The sequence below is a fragment of the Sneathiella sp. P13V-1 genome, from assembly GCF_015143595.1.
Classification (GTDB): domain Bacteria; phylum Pseudomonadota; class Alphaproteobacteria; order Sneathiellales; family Sneathiellaceae; genus Sneathiella.
Genome location: NZ_WYEU01000002.1, coordinates 847,411 through 869,005, shown reverse-complemented (window position 1 = coordinate 869,005; position 21,595 = coordinate 847,411). Strand labels below are relative to the sequence as shown.

The window sequence follows — 21,595 nt, the reverse complement described above, 5'->3', positions numbered from 1 at the left end:
ACTATGGTTTAAATCATGCGCCACGCCACCGACGGGGCATAGCACAGCCTGGTAGTGCGCTCGCTTTGGGAGCGAGAGGTCGCAAGTTCGAATCTTGCTGCCCCGACCATCAAAAAGCCTTTCAAGTCATAAACTTGAGAGGCTTTTTTGATTCTGTCGTCTATTTTTTTCCACCCCGAGCCTAAATGGTGACTTTTCTTTGACGCAATTGGATTTTAAGATAAATCCAATCTTCACTGGGAGGTGGACATTCATGAAAAGCACGAAGTCATTAATAGGGAAGTTAAAGACAGGCGTGGCAGCTCTTTCAGTTGTTACAGGGGCGCTCGCTTTTACATCTGGGGTTACACTGGCGTCATCCATTTCTGGAATGGCCCCGGCAAGCCCTCAGCCAACCGCAGAAAATTTAAAGCCAGGCTTGGCAGTGAAATACTATGGCGTGAAACTCAATAGTATTCGCCAGTTCGAAGAGTGGATGGAATATGAAAAGGGCAAAGATGGCCCCCCAATTCCTATGCTAAATTATCAGGTCGGCACTGGGGACGTGCTGACATCCGGGGCGAATGATTTAGTGGGAGCCGATATCACAGGTTTTATCAATTTCGAAAGAACTGGCAATTATACTGTCATGGTACACTCTAATGATGGTGTACGTGTAACAATTGGCGGAAAACTCGTTCATGAAGACCCTGATGTTCACGCAGATCGGTTTTCAGATGAAATAACGCTTGAGATTTCTGAGCCGGGCTGGTATCCGGTGCGTATTCTCTACTTTGAGAAGAAGAATACGTCCACGCTGGAACTATACTGGGATCCGCCTGGACCGGAAGAAATTGATTATGTGCCGGCGACGGCATTTGCGCATATTGGGAAATAACAGGTATGAGCTTGAAAGCTAAAATTTACAGACCTGCAAAAAATGCCATGCAATCTGGCCGCGGCCGGATGAAGAAATGGCGTTTGGATTATACACCGGGTAGCGCCCGCTTTGCAGATCCTTTGATGGGTTGGACAGGCTCCCGTGATACTTCCGCACAGGTTTCCCTGAACTTTGATGACAAAGAAAGTGCTATCGCGTTCTGCGAGAAAAACGGTATTCCGTTTAATGTGCAGGAGCCAAAAGAGCGCAAACTGAACATCAAAGCTTACGCTGATAATTTTGCTTTTAGCCGCGTCCGCGGTTAAAGGTTACTCATAAAGGTCCCGTAGCTCAGCTGGATAGAGCAACAGACTTCTAATCTGTAGGTCGTACGTTCGAGTCGTACCGGGATCGCCAGAATAAAGGGCAGTAGATTTTCTACTGCCCTTTTCTTTTTCTAGGAAAGAAAACCTATTTTTTGAGCTTGCTGGAGTTTTTGTCGAACTTCTTGTTTGTTTTCTCAATCATGGAATCTTGTTTAGTTGTCGCTTTTTCCATGGTTTTCGCTTTTTTGTCCTCATCTTCAGTTCGCGAGGCTTTGTCACTGCTTCGATCATACTGATCTTGCGCTTTTTCCGTTTTCCTGTCGCGCTCTCCTTCTAGTTTCTCGAGCATACGGTCACTTTTACCGTCTCTCACCTCTTTGCTTTTACTGAGGCCATCTACTTTGCTCTTGGCTTTGTCGCTTTTTGCCAAAGCATAGCCCTGTTGTAAGCCGGGATTAATTATTGCTGGCCCAACGGCGTATAAGAAGAAACTGATCAGGAATAAAAACGTGAACTTCATAGAAAACCTCATACAAAATGTCTCTACAGGAAGGGTAGGATATTTAAACACAAAGGCAAATTTCTCGGGGTGAATTTTCATAAATTAAATTTTGTTATGACAGAAATCTGATTCTATCGGATTTAAAAATAAATATATTCGCAATATCTTCCAGGCAGGCACTAATACTTGTGAAAGGAAACGTGTATGCCCTTGGTCAATATCTCACTCATTGAAGGTAAATCAGACAGTTATCGCCGTTCTGTTATGGATAACATCTATTTAGCGATGCGTGAGACTTTTAATGTTCCTGAAGATGATCAATTCATGACTGTAAATGAACTGTCAGCAGCCAACTTTAGCTATAACGGCAAGTATCTGAATGTACAAAGAAGTCAGGATTTGATCTATATACAGATCTTTGCGATGAACACCCGCAATAAGGATCAGAAGAAAGCACTATTTCAAAAAATTGTTGAACGGCTTCGGCTGGATCCTGGCGTGCGCTCAGAAGACATCCTCATCAATATCGTTGAGGCTCAACCCGAAAACTGGTCTATGGGCAATGGCTTAGCGCAATACGCGCTGGCTGATTGAAGCGATCCTTTGTTGCTGGGTCGTTTTAATCACGCACAACAGCTTTGAAAGCCGCAGATAGAACGTCAATCGCTTGCCGGGAACGCTGATCAACAACCCGCGTATGTAGCGTAATCGGCAGGCGAGGCAATTCGGGAAGGCCAAGTTCCTGCCCAACATCTTTGGCACCCATAGGCAACATGCGTGCGGGAAGTGCTGAAATGCCAAGGCCTGCGATGACGGCCGCAGATACAGCAGGTATGCCGCCGCCAACAAAAGTTTCGGTCCACTTGATGCCGTCCTCATCCAGAAGTAAACCGGCCATATGCCTCACACCACAAGGTTCTGGCATTGTTGCAAGTGGAAGAGGATCTCCAGCCTTCATTTTCCAATTTGGTGCCGCAAACCAGCTGTATTTTTCATAGGCTATTACTTCACTGTCTGTGCGATCTTTGTTGAACCTTACCAAAACGGTATCCAGTTCCCGCTGATCAAAAGAGCGTAACAAATCGGCGGAAGAGGCGATGCGGATTTCAATCAACAATTTTGGGTCATGTGTGTTTATTCTGGAAATGAGTGACGGCAGCTCTGGACCTGCGACATGATCACTAATGCCGATTGCTAGCTTGATCTTGGTGTTATTTGATATTTGAAGGGCATCTTCATGGGCTACAAGCAGATCTTTCGCTTTATCGAGAAAAATGGACCCCTTTTCTGTCAGGCTGACGCGGCGTGGGGTTCGCTCCAAGAGTTTATAGCCTAATCGCTCCTCTAGGCGTTTTAGTTTAAGGCTCACTCCAGATTGGGTCGTCCGCATGGCTTTGGCCGTATGGGTAAAGCTGCCCAGTTCAGCGACATGAACAAATGCCTGTACTGCATCTATATCGAGGGTGCGATTTGACATTTACATTCCTTGTTATTGAGGTGTTTATACATAACATAATGTAATTTATAAAAACTAAACAAGGTTGATTTTAAGCTGCCAATCAACTCTTACTTTTTCGTCACAAATTCCATAAACGCCGTAAGGGTAGGGTGGTTGGCGCGAAACTGGGGGTAGGTAAGGTAAAAAGGACAAGGTATGGGGGAGATGTTCGGAAAAGCAGGAACAAGAGCGCCAGAGTTTAGCTCAGGTTCCACGACGCTTCTGATGGCAACTGTAACGCCAATTCCCTGAATAGCCGCCTCAATCGCGGACAAAAGACTATCGAATTCCATGTCCGCAATGTGCTGACTTTGGGGTTTGGGGATTTTTGCATGTTCATACCAGTTACCCCAATCGTAGTTTCGCGTTCGGCAGTGTATGCGCGTATAACGGCCATTTACACATTGCTTGAGATAAGAAGGACTGCATACAGGGAATAAAGTATCGTTGTGGATTTTCTCCCAAATCAAGGTTGTGTCGTTGGGAGGGACCACGCGGATGGAGGCGTCAATTCCATCAGCACCATGACCAGGTGGGGTCATCGTGTTCCTGACTTCAATCTTCATATTGGGATAACGTTTTGAAAATTCGGCCCACACTGGGATGAGCCACCTTTGGGCAACGGATGGAAAAGCAGCGATGGTCAGTTTTCGCTCCCATTCGCCTCTTATTTCTGATGTTGCAACAGCAATTTCATCTAAGGCACCAGTGATACGTCCCAGATATTTTTGCCCGTGCGATGTGAGAGTGACGTGACTGGCTCCACGGTTAAAAAGAGGTACTTCCAGATATTCTTCCAGTGACTTCACAAGCCTGCTGACCGCAGCTGGTGTTACGTGTAACTCCAGTGCTGCTGCAGCGAAGCTTTGATGTCTTGCAGCGGCTTCAAAACTCTTAAGCTGATTGAGTGGGGGAAGTTCTCTTTTCATTATTCCTCACATTATCTAACCCAGCATAACATTTTCTAATGCATGCGCAAATATAAGTCGTTTGCTGTAGAACGAATGTCTGGATAGCATGCTGCGCAAGTTACCTATCTTCAGAACAAAAAGAACTGGATAACGGTCATGAACAGAATAGTTCGCAGCAAAAACCTGCTAGCACCTCCCATAAAGATGGACAAAGCATTTGATGATGCTGATGGCATCATGAACCTCATTCGAAAAGGGGCACCCTATAAGACTCTAGCGGCAGTCCATAAGAATGATGAACAATTGGCTGGTGGCTGGTTCCGTAATTTTTGGGCGTTAGGTGGGAATGTGGTTTTTGAGGGCGCAGAGCCGTTCTTTCACAATGAACGCTTTATCGAAGCCGCCAAGTCATCATTTCAAGCGGAAGTTATTCGCCCTGTCGCCATGATGACAAACCTGAACCTACCGACACCCGAAGCGCCTTTTCATTTGGACCTGCCGTTCTTCCGCGGGGCTCAGAACAAGGAAGTTCCAAGCTGGATGCTGGCACCTATGGGGTATTCGGGCCTGTTTCACGAATGGGCAATTCCTGTAGCATCGGCCATTACATGGTTTTACGACGGAATTGGCGGTGAATTTGAATATTGGCCAGACGGACTTGGGCAACCGTCGAGAACAGAATCTCCGCCATACTTTAATCGCTGTGTGTTGGCGGATAACGAATATATGTATCATCGCGTTGGCGGGATTGGTCCTGCAGAACAGCGCCAGAATTATGATGATGTTGGCTATGACGCGATCCTGCAACTCAATGAAAAAGATCAATGGGAACTGATCGACGATGGAAAGCTGCGGGAGGTTTTTGACTTCGGACAGGTCCGGGTGTCCGTATTGTGGAAAGCTCATTGTTTTAAAAACGAGGCTGAAGCCGCGTCATATGATGATCACACACATGATTTAACACCACAGTTGGTCGCTGATATTTTCTGCGCGGAAATGAAACGCCGCGGCATTTCTTATCAGGAGCCAGGCGATTTTTATGAAGACAAGGTTTGGAAAGAGAAAATCTTGTCTGTGTTCCAGCCTCCGGAAGGCGGACAGAATTATTAATGCAATTCCCAGAGGGGGGAGACGGCGGGAAGTTTAGTCCAGGGGAGGCAACTTCCCGCCATGCATCTCACTCTTCATACTTTTTTCAAAGATTTTGGTTTAATTCCTGTCATTTGACCTTATGTTATGCCGAAAGGGGTGCGTTTTTAAGGTTGAAACGATGACAACGAAAAAACGCGAAATTCTTGGTTATCTGAAAGGTGTCGAGGCTTCAGATGGCGATGGTGTCAAACTTCGGCGATATATTGGCGGTCCGGAACTTGATAATCTGGATCCGTTTCTTCTGCTTGATGTGTTCGGTACGGACCAACCGCAGGATTACATCGGGGGTTTTCCTTCACATCCTCATCGCGGGTTTGAAACCGTTACTTATCTTTTGGCGGGCCGTATGCGACACAAGGATAACGCAGGCCATGAAGGCGTGATTATCCCGGGGGGTGTACAGTGGATGACAGCTGGCCGTGGAATTATCCATTCTGAAATGCCGGAACAGGAAGAGGGGCTCTTAAAAGGGTTCCAGCTTTGGGTGAATTTGCCTTCTACACATAAAATGATGGACCCGGGATATCAGGAATTTCCACCTGAAAGCATCCCCGTCATCAATGTTGATGGTGTGAATGTCAGATTGGTGGCGGGTGAATTATCCTCGGGTGATGTTGGGCCGGTGACCAACGAGATTACCACACCTCAGTTTATGGATATTGAACTTGAAGAAGGCCAAGACTTCACGCAAGCGGTAGATGAAGATCATCATGCTTTTGTTTTTGGTATTGAAGGCATCACAACGGTTGGCGAAAGAGAAATCCATCAAGGTGACCTCGCTGTCTTGAATTATGGCGACGAAGTTACTGTGAAGGCCGAAGACGGACCTTCTCGTTGCCTTTTTGTCTCTGGTAAGCAGATCAAGGAAGATATCGTCAGGGGTGGGCCTTTCGTCATGAACACAAGATCGGAAGTGCTTCAAGCCTTTGATGATTATCAGGCAGGCCGTTTTTAAGTCTTTTTGACAAGAAATATGGTGAAGCGTCATCACGCTTCACCAAGCTGAAAAACGCTGTTTTGGTATTTCTCTCTATCCCTATATTATTGTAATGCTTATCTAAACTGATATATTTGCACTATCTTAAGTGTGGGGGCGAAAGGTAGTTGATGAATGGGTGTTTTGTTTAAGTTTATTCTAGGGTGCTTGGCGTCACTACTAGTGAGCGCTAATGCCTATGCGGATTGCTTAAACCTGGCTGCAGATTCGAGCTTTGAAAACTATCCCTCACTAGCCTCTCAACTAGAGAAACAGTTATCCAAAAACGGCATTTGCGCTAAAATTTTGTACATTCCAGGAAAACGTGGAACGAAAATGCTTCTCAGTCACGATATTGACGGAGAAGTTGGGCGGATCAGCTATTATAAAAGACGGGTAGGCAGCAGCGCCATTAAGGTTCCAACTCCACTTTTCACGACAAATGGAATGTTTGTCAGCCGCGTCCCAGATTTGAAAAAATATCAGGATTATAAGGGGAAAATAGGAATTCTGCGGGGTTGGGTTTGGATGGATGAAGCTGTAAAAAATTTCGTCCCTCGAAATATAGTAGCTGTAGATAATATAGATACTCTTCACTCAATATTTCGAAAAAAACGCGTTGATGCCATTTTACTGCCAGAAGGAATGGTGAATGCTTTTAAGCTGGAAAAAGAAAAAACAATCCTGTTGGCGTCTAAATTAACCTACCATGTATGGCTTTCCAGCAAGAATAGAAATCTGGTGGCTCCATTTGACAAGGCTATCAGAGAGTTTCTTGAAGACGGAGGGCAATTCTTACCAGCTTCGACAGGATAGTCATAAATAGGTGTTTTACTAAGCTGCCCGGCTTGGTATTGTGTCTCCATAGGATTTCATAAAAAGAAGCAATAAGATCCAGCAGGAGCGCAAGGGATAATCATGAAAAGCTATCAGTTTGAAGAGTATGGTCAGCCACTCGTAGAAAACACAAAAGAAGCCCCAGCAGTGAGCGGTAAACAGGTGTTGATGAAAATCTCCGCCTGCGGTGTGTGCCACAGTGACATTCACATATGGGAAGGACATTTTGACCTTGGTGGCGGCAAACATCTTGATGTTAAGGGTAAACGCCCACTTCCCTTTACTCTAGGTCATGAGATCGTGGGTGAGGTTGTTGCTGTTGGAGATGACGTCTCCGGTGTAAACATTGGCGATAAGCGCGTTGTTTATCCTTGGATCGGCTGTGACGAATGCCATATCTGCGAAGCGGGTAATGGTCACCTGTGCAACCGGCCACAGGCCCTCGGCATTGATGTGGATGGCGGTTACAGCGACCACCTTGTTGTTCCTGATGCAAAATACCTGTTGGATTATGAAGGCATCGACAAAGAATCCGCTTGTACCTACACATGCTCAGGCCTGACCGCCTACAGCGCTCTTAAAAAGGTTAAATCCAGAACAGATAATGGATCTTTGCTGATTATCGGTTGCGGTGGTGTTGGTATGGCTGGATTGGCCATTGCCAGATCCGTTACCAACGCAAAAATATATGTTGCTGACATTGATCCTGAAAAACGTCAAATGGGTCTTGATGCGGGCGCAGACGCTGCTTTTGATCCAAATGACCGCGATCAATTCAAAGAACTGATGCGTCTGACCAACGGTGGTGTGAACGGTGCCATTGATTTTGTTGGCGCAGAAAGCAGCGCAAAATTCGGCTCAAGCGTACTGGCAAAAGGCGGTAAATTGGTAATCGTTGGCCTGTTTGGTGGCGGGTTCTCTATGCCGCTTCCAATGTTCCCGATTAAAGCGATCGCAATCGAAGGTACATTCGTGGGCAGCCTAGAGGAGATGCACGAATTGATGGATCTTGCCAAGCAAGGAAAGTTGCAGACACTGAACTTGGATCACCGCCCAATGTGTGAGGCAGATCAAGCGCTTAATGATCTTCGTGAAGGTAAAGTTATGGGACGTGTGGTTCTCAAAAACTGATCGTTCGAAAATACCAAAGAAAAAACCTCCCATTTGGGAGGTTTTTTTATTAGTGAATGGGGCCTTTGATTTCCATATCAATCAGCTCCTGAACTACTCTCAAGAGATGTAGGCAAGCATTCAGCTCTTCAGTCGCGCCCTTTTTCCTGAGGGACTGCGCTTCTTCGTCCAGAAGGTTGATCGCGTTTTCACCTTGTTGCATGATCATAAAATGCGCCGTGCTGTATAGGTCCAGCATAGAATCCGGTTGAAATTCAATTACATTCATCATCACACAACTCCGTTCGCCTGTTTTAGCGATAAAGCCAATTTATATGAATGCTAACAGCCAGAAGTTAAAATTTTCGTAATTTTAAGGATTTAGCTGATTTCCCTTATTGAAAGGGAAGTTCCACTGCATCAGTCATGAATTTCATGAACGGATCAGCCTTGCGGTATGTCTCTTCAACAACATCTAATAATTCTTCGCTAAACAGGATGTCGTGTGGACATTTTCGCATAAGGAAAAAAGTTTTGCGACGAAGATCTTCGATATTGGGGTGATCTTTTGCATATCCCTTAGGGGTCGTCTTCAGGCCATCCCCGTGGATACCATCAAACATATCCAGAATTTCTGGTGCCGTCCTGATTTCATTCCACCTGTCCGAGTTTTCATTAATAGCGGCCCTGATCAGCGCAAGTTTTGGGGCAGGGGGCATCCAGATACCACAGCCCATTCGGACCCCTTCTAAATCCACATGAAGATAATAGCCTGGCGCGTGGGCGTCTTTACCTGCCTGATGGCGGAACTGACACGCCAGATGTTCCTTGTAGGGTTTTTTGTCTTTAGAAAACCGAACATCCCTGTGGATACGAAAAACGGATCCGCCATTTGGGCGCGGATCCGCAATATATCGAGGGGCTATATCGTCAAGGCGTTCTGCAAAATCCTGAATGAAGTCGCACATCGGTAAAAGCGCGACCTCTCGATATCTGGGCTTATTTTCCTGAAACCATTCGCGAGTGTTATTTTCTTTTAGCTCTTCATAAAATTTCAGAAGATCTTTGGAAAAACCGTTGAATGTTCCGCTCATTTTATCGCCTATCTGTTAGAGGTTTCGGCGATCAATTACCCTTTTCGCCTTGCCAACTGAACGCTCTACTTCACCTGGATCACACAAGATTACTTTTGTTGAAACACCAAGAACACCCTTAATGCGTTTCTGAAGATATCCAGCCGCGCTATCATCTGCAGGGGCAACAGGATCTTTTTCAACGCGGATGGTCAACTCATCCAGAATTCCTTCACGTGTTACTTCCAACACATAATGAGCAGTTAAACCTTCCGTTGCAACGACTAGATCTTCAACATGGCTAGGGAAGAGGTTCACGCCGCGGATAATCAACATATCATCCACACGGCCTGTAATTTTTTCAATCCGGCGCATGGAACGCGCTGTTCCCGGGAGCAAGCGTGTCAGGTCACCTGTACGATAACGAATAACCGGGAAAGCTTCTTTGGTAAGAGATGTGAAGACAAGCTCACCTTTTTCACCGTCTGGCAGAACATCACCCGTTTCCGGATCAATGATTTCCGGGTAGAAATGATCTTCCCAAATAGTCAGACCATCTTTTGTTTCCAGACATTCACTGGCAACACCGGGTCCCATAACCTCTGACAGGCCATAGATATCCAAGGCGTCAATATCAAACGCGCTTTCGATTTGGTCGCGCATGCCTTCACTCCATGGCTCTGCCCCAAAAATACCAGCTTTGAGGGAAGAGGAACGTGGATCAATGCCTTGGCGATGAAATTCTTCGGCCAAGGCCATCATGTAAGATGGGGTGACCATGATAATTTCAGGTTGGAAATCCTGAATGATCTGAACCTGGCGTTCAGTTTGACCGCCCGACATGGGGACGACGGTACATCCAAGGCGTTCCGCACCATAATGGGCGCCAAGGCCACCTGTAAATAAGCCATATCCATATGTCACATGAACCATATGGTCGCGTGTGCCACCTGCCGCCCGGATAGAGCGTGCAACAAGGTCAGCCCAGTTATCAATATCACTTTGGGTGTAACCAACAACAGTTGCACGGCCTGTCGTTCCAGAGGAAGCATGGAGACGAACCACTTCAGAGCGAGGAACTGCAAACAATCCAAAAGGATAGTTGTCGCGAAGATCCTGCTTTTTACAGAAAGGCATCTTACTTAGATCTTCCAGTGTCTTGATGTCAGATGGATGAACACCATTTTCATCAAAACGTTCTTTGAACATGGCAACATTTTCGTAAGCGTGGTTCACAGACCATTGCAAACGTTCCAGTTGCAATGCCGAGATTTCGTCCCGGCTTGCATATTCAATAGGATCCAGATCGTCTTTCTTTGGTGGGGTTAAACGGCTCATACTTCCTCCCAAACTCTTTCTAAGGCTCTTTGTTAGGCCTTTTCAATAATCATGGCGATGCCTTGCCCCACACCAATACACATGGTGCAGAGGGCGTAGCGACCGCCATTTCTTTGCAGTTGATAAGTTGCCGTCGTCGCAAGACGTGCGCCTGACATACCCAATGGGTGGCCAAGTGCAATCGCACCGCCTTGTGGATTGACCCTAGGGTCATCGTCAGCAATTCCAAGTTCACGTGTTACAGCAAGTCCTTGTGCTGCAAACGCTTCATTAAGTTCAATGACATCCATGTCATCAATGGAAAGACCTGCAAGTTTCAGAACTTTCTGTGATGCTGGAGCAGGGCCGATGCCCATGATGCGCGGTGGCACGCCTGCAACCGCAGTTGCAATAACGCGGGCTTTAGGTGTCAATGAATAATCTTTAATGGCCTGTTCAGATGCCAGCAGCAGTGCACACGCACCATCGTTCACACCAGAAGCGTTACCCGCAGTAACAGTACCATCAGGACGGACAATCGGACGAAGAGCGGCCAGTTTTTCGATGGTGGTCGCACGTGGATGCTCATCCTTATCGACAATGATGGCATCGCCTTTGCGCTGCGGGATTGTTACCGCAGTAATTTCTTCTGCCAGATTTCCGTTTGCTTGTGCCGCGGCGGCTTTTTCCTGACTACGTAAAGCGAACAGATCCTGATCTTCACGGTTGACACCATAGTCATCTGCAACATTTTCAGCGGTTTCTGGCATACTGTCAGTGCCATACTGTTCCTTCATCAGTTTGTTGACAAAGCGCCAGCCGATTGTTGTGTCATAAATTTCTGCATTGCGGCTGAAAGCGGATGTGGCCTTGCCCATCACAAATGGCGCGCGGCTCATGCTTTCAACACCGCCTGAGATTGTTAGTTCAGCTTCACCAGTCATGATCTGACGGGCAGCACCCGCGGTCGCATCAAGACCGGAGCCACAAAGGCGGTTTACTGTTGCACCCGGAACGTCTGTTGGCAGACCTGCGAGTAGGGAGCTCATCCGGGCCACGTTACGGTTATCTTCACCAGCCTGATTGGCATTACCGTAAAGAACGTCGTCAACTTTTGACCAATCGACATTTGCGTTACGCTCCATCAGAGCTTTCAACGGCACCGCACCCAAGTCATCTGTGCGCACCTGAGAAAGAGAGCCGCCATAACGGCCAATAGGAGTACGAATTGCATCGCAAATAAATACGTTTTTCATTTTTCTTCTTCTTTTGCTTCAAGGCCAGGGATCCGCTGACCTTTAATTGTGTGAGAATTCCCACGGAAAGAGGCAACCAAATTGCCGTCCTGATCCGTGACCGATATATCATATAAACCCGTCCGTTTGGTACGGTTGATTTCAACGGCTTTGGCAATCATACGCGTGCCATTTGGAACAGCTTTCAGGTAGTTAATCTGTGCGGCACCGGCTACGGTATTTTGATTGCAGGCATTGCACGCAAAGGCGAAGGCCGTATCTGCCAATGTAAAGATATATCCACCATGACACGTTTTATGGCCATTTAGCATAACATCTGTCACCAACATGGACATTGTTGCTGTCCCTGGTCCAATTTCATCCAGGGTAATTCCAAGGTGCTGCGAGGCCAGATCATCTGCATACATGGCCTCGGACACCTTTTCTGCCAGTTCCTGCGCAGAAAGGTACGTTATTTCAGTCACTATTACTTACCTGTGAAATTCGGGGCGCGTTTTTGAGCGAAAGCCAGAACACCTTCTTTGAAGTCATCTGTGTTTGAAGCGGCTTCCTGCAGATCAACTTCAAGATCAAGCTGATCATCCATTGTATTAGTCACGCCTGCACGAATAGCTTTTTTGATCATGCCAAGACCTTTAGTAGGGCCTTTTGCAAATCTTGCTGCTAATTCGGTAGCTTCTGTCATAAGAGCATCATCTTCACAGACTTTCCAAATCAGACCCATATCTTCAGCCTGTTCCGCTGGGATCTTATCGCCAAGTAGGGCCATGCCCATTGCTTTGGCCATGCCAACCTTGCGTGGCAGGAAGTAGGTACCACCCGCATCAGGTACAAGACCGATATGGCAGAAGGCCTGAAGGAAATATGCAGACTTGGCAGCAAGACAGATATCAGCAGCTAACGCCAAAGAAACGCTTGCACCTGCGGCTGGCCCATTTACTGCACTGATAACCGGCTTTTCCAAGCTCGTCAGGAATCGAATAAGTGGATTGTAGTTTTTGCTAAGCGCCTCACGAACATCAAGGCCGTCACCATCTGAAAGATCAGCACCGGCACCAAATGCACGGCCTTCGCCAGTGATCAGAACAGCGCGGACATCATCACCTTCCAATTTTGGCATAATGTCCCGAAGCTCGTCGAACATCTTCCCATTGAAAGTATTCATCTTTTCAGGACGATTTAGAGTAATTTTTGCAACACCCTGATCGATTTCGAATTTGATTGTTTCAAAACTCATATGGATTGCTCCCTCCATCTTTATTTTTATCTAGCATTAATTAGGATCAATGTAATACAAAAAAATTCAAAAAATATGAAAAAATGTATCGCATCGAAGAAGATCAAAAAAAATCAGCTACCGGATGGTAACTGATTTTAATGTTGTTTCGAAGTCTGATTATGGCTGATTACGCAGATATCTGCATTGAACTATTAAATGTTTTAACCTGGTTTCTGCCAGCAGCCTTAGCACAATAAAGTGCCTGATCAGCACGGGAGACGAAGTCATTAATGCTTTCCTTCGGATCGAACTGTGCAACGCCGAATGACATGGTGATTTTCCCGACATTTGTACCAGTATTCCGTTTCACTAGTTTCTTGCTTGAAACGCTTTCACGTAATTCATCGGCGAGGCGAATGGCTTTATTGATATTTGTCTCTGGCAGGATAATGCCAAATTCTTCACCGCCGTAACGCGCTGCTATACCAATTTCATTGATGCCATTATGTAAGGTTTGCGCTACCAGCTTTAGAACCTGATCACCAAAAAGGTGTCCGTGGTCGTCGTTGAATTTCTTAAAGTGATCAATATCAGACATTACAAGACACATGCTTGTGTCGCCGTTTTTGCTTCGTTCACTATATTCTTCCAAAACCATATCAAACCGCTTGCGATTGGCAATTCCGGTGAGGGAGTCTGTTAGATTTTCATGCTCAATTGTTTCGAGTTTTTCCCGAAGAATATCGATTTCTGCAGAAGCCTGATTGAGGCTTTCATTTAGTATCTTAGATTGAGCAGACATTTGGCGCGTTTCATTAATTACGCGAGCGACCATATGCTGCATTTCATCTACGCTGGATCCTTCTGCACTTCCTGCAAAATTTTCCAAAGTTTCTTCGTAGTTTGTCAGGCCATTACTTGAACAGCGAATTTCCCGAAGCAGCGTTTCCATGGATTGCTGCATGAGGCGATTGGTTTCGCGGATCTGTTTGCTTTCTTTCTCATGCGAGAAGAATTCATTGTAGATCTGCTGCGCGACTTCATCATTAAACTTGCCACGCTCCGCGATCAATCGATTAACGACTTCCTTGATTTCAGGGTTTTCGTCGCTGAGATACTCAAACCAGATAGTAAAATTCTGTGGGATCTTCTTGATCTTTCGATCCTCTAGAAGCGCCATCGTTTTCTGTGCATTCAGGGCGGCTTTTTTAAAGCTGTATGTAACACCCATTTGATTTTCCTTCATCACGCAAAGAAAGGCATTTGCCCATTTAAGTAACAGTGACAAGGGGTTTCCCCTCGTTTTCCGAGGCACAAGAAAACAGGAAATTATTACCAGTGAGTTAATTTATATATTCTAATGTTACAAATAATTACATTTGTAATGTAGTGTATCTGTTGGAATTAAGACTTTAGGCACATTAGAATAAGTATACTAATTGCATGTTATTTCAAATTTAGTGGATATTCCTAAAATCCTGAAATTGGTTTATATCAACTTAACGGTATGATTGTGAATCTTTTTCACGTTGCCTAAGGCTATGAAAAACATAATGAAAAAAATTTGCTGAACGCCGGAACCCAAGTTGGCAACTAACATTCTAGATTATTCTACCATCGGTGTATTCGAATATGGTCGTAGGGCGAAAAAGAAATCATAGGAAAGACGGATTAACTCTTATTTCCTTATAGTGACCTTTATGAATTTTTTTTGACGTCATCACATTTTACTACTGATGAGCCATTATTTGTAACGATCTGAATGTCAGAAAGAGAATCAAATGTAACAATTTAACCCATTGAGCATAACCTGAATGTAGTCAATTCCAGTAATAGTTATGCAAACGCCTTAAATGTGATCATAGTAAAAGTATCTTTGATGTGGGGTAGAGTCTGAATTTGTTCATTCACAAAGTGGCCGATATCCTGATCGTCCTCCAGGAAACATTTGACCATCAGGTCGTATTTACCTGATACAGAATAGACTTCAGATACATTTTCAACCTGTTCAACACAGCGATTAGCGACTTCATAAGCCTTTCCAAGCTCACATTTCACCATGATAAATATAGTCTGCACCGATCTACCTCGTTTAACCGTTTGTTGAACCGGCCTCTAACTTAGATAAAACAAACTCGTTCTGAAACAAAAAAACACCCGCTAGCTCATCTAGACAACGGGTGATGATAGTAGACATTACTACTGTGCACTGTTGGATTGCAAAATTGTCCCAGATAGCAAAGGTGTTTGCATTTTATTCAATTGCTCCTGAAATTCAGGCTTCTTTGGATTCATAAACAACAGGTTTAGAAAAGCAGGGCTTTCTTCTAGCTTCGCTTCACTTGGTTCAGATCCAGTTCACTTGGGGACAATACTGACCTTCTGTCCTACTATTTTTTATAACTACGTTGTGGATCTTGTGATCTTTATTCAGGCTTTACCCTTGAAGTCCTATGATCAGATCAAATAGTCGAAAATAAAAAAAGCGGACCATCACATGGCCCGCTTTTTCGAGAATATGATCCGTTATTAGATGCAACGACCGCCGTCAACTTCCATCGCCACGCCTGTAATGAACGAGGCTTCGTCAGATGTTAGGTACAAGGCAGCATTTGCTAGATCCCGCGGTGTGTTCATACGTCCAAGCGGAATGGTTGACTGGAATTTTTCCCGGATTTCTGGAGTATCTTCACCGCCCATAAATTCTACAGTCATGCCGGTCATTGCGATTACAGGACACAGTGCATTCACACGGATCTGCTGAGGGGCCAATTCAACAGCCATAGCTTTAGTCATGGTCACTACTGCGCCTTTACTGGAATTGTACCAGACAAGGCCGGGACGGGGGCTCAAGGCTGCTGTAGAGGCGATATTTAGAATATTTCCACCTTTTTGTTCCTGCATAACAGGAACAACTGATTTTGTAGTGAAGAAGATGCTTTTTACGTTTACATCATAGATTTTCTGGAAAGTTGCTTCGTCAGTTTCCAGCATCGGCGCATTGCGTTGTGGCATTCCCGCATTATTCACCAGAATATCCAGGCTGCCATAGTTTTTCAGGCTGTTGTCCGTCATTGCCTGCACCTGTGCGGCATCCGTTACATCAGTAACATCAGCAATCGCCTGACCACCTTTTGCGATGATATCATCCGCAACGCGCTTTGCTGCATCCCCATTAATGTCACTGACAACAACTTTTGCCCCTTCTTCAGCAAAGCGTAAAGCCATACCTTCACCAAAGCCTGATCCTGCACCCGTGATAACCGCTGTTTTGTTTTCGAGACGCACCTGAACCTCCTGTGAGACATATCTTTTCCAGATATGTTCTGCAATTCGTTAAATGATTTGCGTCAAACAATATAGAATTATTTTGGGCCGATCAAGCAGCCTTGGTCAAAACCCGCTCCGCCGGGAAGGAAAGATACACAGTTGTTCCATTGCCAAAGGAACTTTTCAGGTCAAGAGTGCCCCCATGCAACTCCATCAGACGTTTGGAAAGAGGGAGCCCCAATCCGGTACCTTGATATTTACGTCCGAGTTCCCCATCGATCTGCACAAATGCAGTGAGAGCTTTTTCAATATCATTCTTTTTGATACCGATCCCTTCATCACTTACCGTAATTGTTAAGCTGCCATCTGTACCTGATTTCACGTTGATACTTACTTTTCCTTCTTGTGGGGTGAATTTGAAGGCGTTAGAGAGCAGGTTTAGAAGAACCTGTTTGAGCATCTTCTTGTCTGCATGAATTTTAGGGTGAGTATCCGGTTCCTCGAATTCGAGATAGACACCTGATTTCGCCCTTTGTGGCTCGGCGATCCTCATACAGACTTTAATAATTTCAGAGACATCAATTTTCTCTTCAAGCAAGTCCATGCCGCCAGCATCTACCTTGGAAAGATCCAGAATGTCGTTGATAAGATCAAGAAGATGCAGCCCGCTGGCGTGGATGTCATCAGCATATTCGACATATTTCGGGGATCCAATCTTCCCGAAAATCTGTCCCCTGATAATCTCAGAAAATCCAATAACAGCGTTAAGTGGGGTTCTGAGCTCATGGCTCATATTAGCGAGGAAGGTTGATTTTAGCTGAGCAGCATACTCCGCTTCTTCTTTCGCTTGTTTAAGGAGCTCCTGGGTTTTCTTTTGCGCAGAAATATTACGGACAATCACTTGTAAGACAGGCTTTTTTCCGTAGAGAAGTGAAGTTGAATCAACCTCAACATCTACCAGATCTCCGCTATTGAGGATGATACGACCTGTTTCAGCTGGATAATCCGTATCGGTATCAAGATCTTCGTCCTGATAAAGATGATGCTGCAGTTTTTCCAGATCTTCGTGCGCAAAATAACGATCTATCTTTGTCCCAATTACATCATGAAGATCTTTGGCTTCGAGTAATTTTACCGCTGCGTCATTGGCGTATATGACGATGCTGTTTTTATGAACGAAAATAGCTTCTGGTGAATGTTCCACCATCTCGCGATAGCGTTTTTCGCTATCTTTCAGGATTTTATCAGTTGTGCGTTGCAGTGTTACATCTGTGATGGTGCAGATTTTACGCCCATCGTCCAGGGTCGCACGATAAATTTCTACTATTTTTCCATTCTTCAAAACTCTTTCTGCTCTGGTCGGAAATTTTGATTCAAAAGCTGCTAAAACACTGTCTGCAAACTCTTCAGGGGTGGATGCGCTTTCTGAAAATCTGTCAAATGCCTCAAGAAGGTGTAGGTGATAGGGTTTTCCCTTATATATTTCATCATTTTGTAAGCCTGTGATATCCTGAAGGGATCTGTTCCAGCTGATGATATTGTTTTCCTTGTCCAGAATACAAATACCCAATGGCAGGTTCTCATAGACAATATCCAGAAGTTCACTCTGGAATTGAAGTGTCTCCCTTTTTGCAACATCTTCAGTTATGTCACGAATAAAAAGAAATAAACCGCCCGAAGGTGTTTTTTTCTGCGTGTAAGACATAAAGCGGCCAGTGGGAAGTTTGACAACAGTCCCCTCATTCCGATCTATTGGATTGTTTTTGGAAGCTGCATAGTTCTCCTGAAGGCGCCTTAAGCTATCTTCATCCTCAATTCTGCTTACATACAGATTGACGACTTCCTCTCTAGTCATGCCGACTTTGATTAGACCCGACATCATGGGAGAGAGTTTGTAAAAAGTGTCGTTGATGTAAGTCAGGTGGTCTTTGTTATCGAAAACCAAAATGCCTTCGTTAAGTGAGTTCAACGTAGGGGCAAGAACTTCCAAAAACTGCTTGGATCCTGAGTAAAAGCTGCTCCTATCTATGGTCAGAAATACAATAATTCCAAGGAAAACTCCAAGAACCAGATAGATCACTGAAGATGCAATGAAATCTGAAGCAACGACCAAAAGTGTCACAAGAGTGCAACCTAGCAATGCGAGTATCAATACGCGATATCGAAATAATATACCCACGTCAGTCCTTGCTTACCCAATTTCAAAGATTAAGACAGATGTTATTCTACCAGTTAGCTGCGCCGATTGTCATATATCAAAATTAAGAAACAGTTATTTCGAGCATAAAGAAAAAGCTAGTCGATTTATGAGTTGTTGTTATGATCCTGACAGCTCTTACATACGAGTAAGAGCGTTTTGATTTTCACAAGTGATACAGCGTCATGAAACATAAAAATCAGCAGCCTGAACATCCGGAAGAAGATGGTGAACTCAAGCCACTTCTAGTGGAGCCTGCCCCAAAAGTAGGCCTATTGCATCGGCTCAGGAACTATTTTCTGACGGGTATTGTAGTGACTGCGCCGATCGCAATTACAATTTACCTGACCTACATTTTTGTTGATTTTGTTGATGCCAACGTAACGCCTCTTATTCCCGCGCGGTACAATCCAGAAACATACCTTCCATTTGGTGTGCCTGGCATGGGTGTTCTTGTTGCTGTTATTGCCCTTATTCTTATAGGTTTCCTCACGGCCAACTTCCTTGGTCGATCTTTCCTAAAATTTGGAGAGAGAATTGTTGGAAGGATGCCGGTTGTAAGATCCATTTACAATGCCCTGAAACAGATCATGGAAACAGTATTGGCGCAATCCGGTACGTCATTCCGTGAAGTTGTTTTAGTTGAATATCCGCGCCGCGGCATCTGGGCCATTGCCTTCGTCACAAGTGAAGCGGAAGGTGACGTAGCAGACATGGATGAGGATGCGATGATCAGCGTGTTTCTACCGACAACGCCGAACCCCACATCAGGATTTCTGCTTTTCGTTCCAAAACATGACCTGAAGTTTATGAATATGACGGTGGAAGAGGGGGTTAAGCTCGTTATTTCGGCGGGCATGATTTGGCCTAAAGACGGTGAAAATGAGGATGAAGAGAAATCCTCATCTTAATATCAACCTGAAGAGAGATACCTGATGGCGCTGTCTCTTTCAAATAAGTAGAGCAGGGTGCGGATTGCTTGCCCTCGCTCCGAGTTGAGTTCAGGGTCTTGCTCCAAAAATGCGCGGGCATCATCTCTTGCAACATTCAATAGCTTACTGTGATGAGCAAGATCAGCCAGTTTAAAGACCGGCATGCCGCTTTGTCGTGTGCCCAGAAACTCTCCAGCGCCACGAAGGCGTAGATCCTCTTCGGCAATTCTGAAACCATCTTCCGTTTCCCGCATGATTTTAATGCGTGCTTTCTGTGTTTCTCCAAGCGGTCCTGTGTATAAAAGCAGACAGGATCCTTCCAAACCACCGCGGCCTACACGTCCTCGAAGCTGATGAAGTTGTGCGAGGCCAAAACGTTCGGAATGTTCGATCACCATAACTGTAGCTTCCGGAACATCCACACCAACTTCAATAACGGTCGTCGCCACGAGGATTTTGGTGACACCTTCTTTGAAGTTCTGCATGGCTGCGTCTTTTTCATCGGCTTTCATTTTGCCATGCACCAAACCAACGTGACCGGGGTAGAGACGATTTAGATATTCATATCGGTCCTCAGCAGCAGCAAGGTCGATAACCTCGCTTTCCTCGACCAATGGACAAACCCAGTAAATACGTTCCCCATCTGCCAGCTTTCTGGAAAGGCTATTAGCAAGGTCATCAAGGCGCGCTATATCAATGGCCCGCGTGGTGACAGGTTTTCTCCCTGGAGGTTTTTCCCCTATGATGGAAACGTCCATATCCCCATAAGCTGTTAAAGCCAGAGTTCGGGGGATAGGCGTTGCGGTCATTACAAGGATATCTACACCGCCTTTATCGGGGCGACCTTTTGCGCTTAAGGACAGTCTCTGATGAACGCCAAAGCGATGCTGTTCATCAATAATGGCGAGGCCAAGATCATGATAAATCACATCATCTTGAAACAAAGCATGTGTTCCAACGATAATGTGAATATTGCCATTTGCGATCTCTTCAAGAAGTGCCTCGCGTTTCTTGCCTTTTAGACGCCCGGTCAACAGCGCCACATTAAGGCCAGCTGCATCTATAAAAGGTTTAATGCTTTCAATATGCTGTCGCGCCAGAATTTCAGTTGGTGCCATCATGGCACCTTGCGCACCTGACTGAACACATTTCGCCAACGCCATCAACGCAACAGCGGTTTTACCGCTTCCCACGTCACCTTGTAGAAGTCGGAGCATTCTATTGTCGCTATGCATGTCAGCGAAGATCTCTGACAGGGCGGATTGTTGCGCATGGGTAAGAGAATAGGGAAGCGCGTTTTCAATCTGTGTGATAAGACCGTCTTTGCCTTCGAAGCGTCTACCTTTGCGCCGTCTCATACTGCGGCGAACAAGCTCCAGCGCCACCTGGTTCGATAGAAGCTCATCATAGGCCAGACGCTGCCGTACTAGATTTTCAGGCTCAAGGTCGGATATGGTATTTGGATTATGGGAGGCTTGAAGCGCCTCCCTCCACTTGGGCCAATTTTGGCGCCCTATCAGATGAGGGTCTGTCCATTCAGAAAGATGCGGAAGGTCTTCCAGCGCTTGAATGAGCGCTTTATGAAACGTTTTGCTGGTGACACCGGCCGTCAAAGGGTAGACAGGTTCACATCTCTTGATATCTGCTGTTTCGTTGATACGGGAGATATGGTCCGGATGCGTGATTTGGTAACTTCCTGAAAACTGCTCGAGTTTACCGGAAATAATTCTCTCTTCTCTCTCAGGAAGGGCGCGGCGTAAATAGTCTTCGCGGCCATTAAAGAAAGTCAGTGTCAGTTTCTCATCACCGCTTAAACAGCTTATTTTGTAGGGGACACGGCGACTTCGAGACGGATGATGCTTAATAACCTGCGTTTTGATGATAATTTGTCGCGTCAGATGCTGTGGGGTTAAAGTTTCTATCTCTTCTCGCATAATCGCGCCTGACGGCAGATGAAAGAGAACATCCACCACATGAGGTCCCGCCAATTTTTCAATTAGCGCGGCGAGGCGTGGCCCAATACCTTTTAAGGTATTTATTGGGCGAAATAATGGGAAGAGAACTTCTGGTCGCATGAGCGCACTTTAATTCGAATTTTGCTATGGGTCCAGCCGGGGGGCTGACATTCCAGATTAAAAAGAGTATATGCTTCAGATACCT

22 protein-coding genes and 2 tRNA genes are annotated in these 21,595 nt (G+C 45.5%); 10 read left to right on the top strand and 14 right to left on the bottom strand.

Annotated elements, in window-relative coordinates; genetic code table 11:
• The first annotated feature begins 32 nt into the window (after positions 1 to 32).
• The 4 genes from GUA87_RS11125 to GUA87_RS11110 all read left to right on the top strand — a co-directional run bounded on the left by GUA87_RS11125 (position 33) and on the right by GUA87_RS11110 (position 1,276).
• Positions 33 to 109, top strand: a tRNA-Pro gene (locus GUA87_RS11125).
• 144 nt (positions 110 to 253) lie between these two features.
• Complete coding sequence (locus GUA87_RS11120; protein ID WP_193716622.1) at positions 254 to 877, top strand: PA14 domain-containing protein; 624 nt, start codon at positions 254 to 256, stop codon at positions 875 to 877.
• 11 nt (positions 878 to 888) lie between these two features.
• Positions 889 to 1,185 (top strand): ETC complex I subunit, encoded by a 297-nt coding sequence (locus GUA87_RS11115; RefSeq protein ID WP_193717030.1) that lies wholly within the window; start codon positions 889 to 891, stop codon positions 1,183 to 1,185.
• A 14-nt stretch (positions 1,186 to 1,199) separates the two neighbouring features.
• Positions 1,200 to 1,276 (top strand) — tRNA-Arg (locus GUA87_RS11110).
• 54 nt (positions 1,277 to 1,330) lie between these two features.
• Here the strand turns inward: GUA87_RS11110 and GUA87_RS11105 are convergent.
• A complete protein-coding gene (locus tag GUA87_RS11105; RefSeq protein WP_193716621.1) occupies positions 1,331 to 1,705 on the bottom strand; it encodes a hypothetical protein in 375 nt (124 codons plus the stop codon).
• 186 nt (positions 1,706 to 1,891) lie between these two features.
• On the opposite strand from GUA87_RS11105, the gene GUA87_RS11100 reads away from it, so the two are divergent.
• Positions 1,892 to 2,281: a tautomerase family protein gene (locus GUA87_RS11100; RefSeq protein ID WP_193716620.1), complete on the top strand. Its 390-nt coding sequence runs from the start codon at positions 1,892 to 1,894 to the stop codon at positions 2,279 to 2,281.
• A gap of 25 nt (positions 2,282 to 2,306) precedes the next feature.
• On the opposite strand, the gene GUA87_RS11095 is transcribed toward GUA87_RS11100, so the two are convergent.
• Together GUA87_RS11095 and GUA87_RS11090 are read right to left on the bottom strand one after the other, a co-directional pair.
• Positions 2,307 to 3,164, bottom strand: coding sequence for a LysR family transcriptional regulator (locus GUA87_RS11095; protein ID WP_193716619.1), 858 nt, complete (start codon positions 3,162 to 3,164; stop codon positions 2,307 to 2,309).
• Between the two features lie 89 nt (positions 3,165 to 3,253).
• Complete coding sequence (locus GUA87_RS11090) at positions 3,254 to 4,114, bottom strand: LysR substrate-binding domain-containing protein (protein ID WP_193716618.1); 861 nt, start codon at positions 4,112 to 4,114, stop codon at positions 3,254 to 3,256.
• A gap of 138 nt (positions 4,115 to 4,252) precedes the next feature.
• On the opposite strand from GUA87_RS11090, the gene GUA87_RS11085 reads away from it, so the two are divergent.
• The 4 genes from GUA87_RS11085 to GUA87_RS11070 all read left to right on the top strand — a co-directional run bounded on the left by GUA87_RS11085 (position 4,253) and on the right by GUA87_RS11070 (position 8,192).
• Positions 4,253 to 5,206 (top strand): hypothetical protein, encoded by a 954-nt coding sequence (locus GUA87_RS11085; protein ID WP_193716617.1) that lies wholly within the window; start codon positions 4,253 to 4,255, stop codon positions 5,204 to 5,206.
• A 160-nt stretch (positions 5,207 to 5,366) separates the two neighbouring features.
• Positions 5,367 to 6,203, top strand: coding sequence for a pirin family protein (locus tag GUA87_RS11080; protein WP_193716616.1), 837 nt, complete (start codon positions 5,367 to 5,369; stop codon positions 6,201 to 6,203).
• A 204-nt stretch (positions 6,204 to 6,407) separates the two neighbouring features.
• Entirely contained in the window at positions 6,408 to 7,040 is a 633-nt protein-coding gene (locus tag GUA87_RS11075) for a substrate-binding periplasmic protein (RefSeq protein ID WP_193716615.1), read from the top strand.
• A gap of 102 nt (positions 7,041 to 7,142) precedes the next feature.
• Positions 7,143 to 8,192, top strand: a complete 1,050-nt coding sequence (locus GUA87_RS11070; RefSeq protein ID WP_193716614.1) for an alcohol dehydrogenase — start codon at positions 7,143 to 7,145, stop codon at positions 8,190 to 8,192.
• A 49-nt stretch (positions 8,193 to 8,241) separates the two neighbouring features.
• Here the strand turns inward: GUA87_RS11070 and GUA87_RS11065 are convergent, their stop codons facing one another.
• The 10 genes from GUA87_RS11065 to GUA87_RS11020 form a co-directional block, all read right to left on the bottom strand.
• Entirely contained in the window at positions 8,242 to 8,463 is a 222-nt protein-coding gene (locus GUA87_RS11065) for a hypothetical protein (protein WP_193716613.1), read from the bottom strand.
• 103 nt (positions 8,464 to 8,566) lie between these two features.
• Complete coding sequence (locus GUA87_RS11060) at positions 8,567 to 9,265, bottom strand: DUF2461 domain-containing protein (protein ID WP_193716612.1); 699 nt, start codon at positions 9,263 to 9,265, stop codon at positions 8,567 to 8,569.
• Between the two features lie 15 nt (positions 9,266 to 9,280).
• The gene (gene paaK / locus GUA87_RS11055; RefSeq protein WP_193716611.1) at positions 9,281 to 10,582 is read right to left on the bottom strand and encodes a phenylacetate--CoA ligase PaaK; all 1,302 of its coding nucleotides are present in this window, start codon (positions 10,580 to 10,582) and stop codon (positions 9,281 to 9,283) included.
• 32 nt (positions 10,583 to 10,614) lie between these two features.
• Positions 10,615 to 11,817 carry a 3-oxoadipyl-CoA thiolase gene (gene pcaF, locus GUA87_RS11050; protein ID WP_193716610.1) on the bottom strand — a complete coding sequence of 401 codons (1,203 nt, stop codon included), beginning with the start codon at positions 11,815 to 11,817 and terminating at the stop codon, positions 10,615 to 10,617.
• Positions 11,814 to 12,281 (bottom strand): hydroxyphenylacetyl-CoA thioesterase PaaI, encoded by a 468-nt coding sequence (gene paaI, locus GUA87_RS11045; protein WP_321575906.1) that lies wholly within the window; start codon positions 12,279 to 12,281, stop codon positions 11,814 to 11,816. Before paaI ends, pcaF begins: the two co-directional genes overlap by 4 nt.
• A 2-nt stretch (positions 12,282 to 12,283) precedes the next feature.
• On the bottom strand, positions 12,284 to 13,054 hold the full coding sequence (locus tag GUA87_RS11040; RefSeq protein ID WP_193716609.1) for an enoyl-CoA hydratase-related protein: 771 nt from the start codon (positions 13,052 to 13,054) through the stop codon (positions 12,284 to 12,286).
• Between the two features lie 169 nt (positions 13,055 to 13,223).
• The gene (locus tag GUA87_RS11035; RefSeq protein ID WP_193716608.1) at positions 13,224 to 14,324 is read right to left on the bottom strand and encodes a GGDEF domain-containing protein; all 1,101 of its coding nucleotides are present in this window, start codon (positions 14,322 to 14,324) and stop codon (positions 13,224 to 13,226) included.
• 548 nt (positions 14,325 to 14,872) lie between these two features.
• On the bottom strand, positions 14,873 to 15,115 hold the full coding sequence (locus GUA87_RS11030) for an Lrp/AsnC ligand binding domain-containing protein (protein ID WP_193716607.1): 243 nt from the start codon (positions 15,113 to 15,115) through the stop codon (positions 14,873 to 14,875).
• Positions 15,116 to 15,565: 450 nt separating this feature from the next.
• Positions 15,566 to 16,324 carry a glucose 1-dehydrogenase gene (locus GUA87_RS11025; protein ID WP_193716606.1) on the bottom strand — a complete coding sequence of 253 codons (759 nt, stop codon included), beginning with the start codon at positions 16,322 to 16,324 and terminating at the stop codon, positions 15,566 to 15,568.
• Positions 16,325 to 16,415: 91 nt separating this feature from the next.
• A complete protein-coding gene (locus GUA87_RS11020) occupies positions 16,416 to 18,428 on the bottom strand; it encodes a PAS-domain containing protein (RefSeq protein ID WP_193716605.1) in 2,013 nt (670 codons plus the stop codon).
• Between the two features lie 260 nt (positions 18,429 to 18,688).
• On the opposite strand from GUA87_RS11020, the gene GUA87_RS11015 reads away from it, so the two are divergent.
• Positions 18,689 to 19,414, top strand: a complete 726-nt coding sequence (locus GUA87_RS11015) for a DUF502 domain-containing protein (RefSeq protein WP_193716604.1) — start codon at positions 18,689 to 18,691, stop codon at positions 19,412 to 19,414.
• Between the two features lie 2 nt (positions 19,415 to 19,416).
• Here GUA87_RS11015 and recG read toward each other — a convergent pair whose 3' ends face one another.
• On the bottom strand, positions 19,417 to 21,510 hold the full coding sequence (gene recG / locus GUA87_RS11010; RefSeq protein WP_193716603.1) for an ATP-dependent DNA helicase RecG: 2,094 nt from the start codon (positions 21,508 to 21,510) through the stop codon (positions 19,417 to 19,419).
• Positions 21,511 to 21,595: the final 85 nt, after the last annotated feature.

What these genes read in the sequence shown, in the direction of transcription:
- GUA87_RS11085 (WP_193716617.1), top strand. Translation starts at nt 4,253, where the DNA reads ATGAACAGAATAGTTCGCAGCAAAAACCTGCTAGCACCTCCCATAAAG.
- GUA87_RS11070 (WP_193716614.1), top strand. Translation starts at nt 7,143, where the DNA reads ATGAAAAGCTATCAGTTTGAAGAGTATGGTCAGCCACTCGTAGAAAAC.
- paaK (WP_193716611.1), bottom strand. Translation starts at nt 10,582, where the DNA reads ATGAGCCGTTTAACCCCACCAAAGAAAGACGATCTGGATCCTATTGAA.
- GUA87_RS11065 (WP_193716613.1), bottom strand. Translation starts at nt 8,463, where the DNA reads ATGATGAATGTAATTGAATTTCAACCGGATTCTATGCTGGACCTATAC.
- GUA87_RS11100 (WP_193716620.1), top strand. Translation starts at nt 1,892, where the DNA reads ATGCCCTTGGTCAATATCTCACTCATTGAAGGTAAATCAGACAGTTAT.
- GUA87_RS11120 (WP_193716622.1), top strand. Translation starts at nt 254, where the DNA reads ATGAAAAGCACGAAGTCATTAATAGGGAAGTTAAAGACAGGCGTGGCA.
- GUA87_RS11105 (WP_193716621.1), bottom strand. Translation starts at nt 1,705, where the DNA reads ATGAAGTTCACGTTTTTATTCCTGATCAGTTTCTTCTTATACGCCGTT.
- GUA87_RS11040 (WP_193716609.1), bottom strand. Translation starts at nt 13,054, where the DNA reads ATGAGTTTTGAAACAATCAAATTCGAAATCGATCAGGGTGTTGCAAAA.
- GUA87_RS11015 (WP_193716604.1), top strand. Translation starts at nt 18,689, where the DNA reads ATGAAACATAAAAATCAGCAGCCTGAACATCCGGAAGAAGATGGTGAA.
- GUA87_RS11060 (WP_193716612.1), bottom strand. Translation starts at nt 9,265, where the DNA reads ATGAGCGGAACATTCAACGGTTTTTCCAAAGATCTTCTGAAATTTTAT.
- GUA87_RS11095 (WP_193716619.1), bottom strand. Translation starts at nt 3,164, where the DNA reads ATGTCAAATCGCACCCTCGATATAGATGCAGTACAGGCATTTGTTCAT.
- GUA87_RS11090 (WP_193716618.1), bottom strand. Translation starts at nt 4,114, where the DNA reads ATGAAAAGAGAACTTCCCCCACTCAATCAGCTTAAGAGTTTTGAAGCC.
- pcaF (WP_193716610.1), bottom strand. Translation starts at nt 11,817, where the DNA reads ATGAAAAACGTATTTATTTGCGATGCAATTCGTACTCCTATTGGCCGT.
- GUA87_RS11080 (WP_193716616.1), top strand. Translation starts at nt 5,367, where the DNA reads ATGACAACGAAAAAACGCGAAATTCTTGGTTATCTGAAAGGTGTCGAG.
- recG (WP_193716603.1), bottom strand. Translation starts at nt 21,510, where the DNA reads ATGCGACCAGAAGTTCTCTTCCCATTATTTCGCCCAATAAATACCTTA.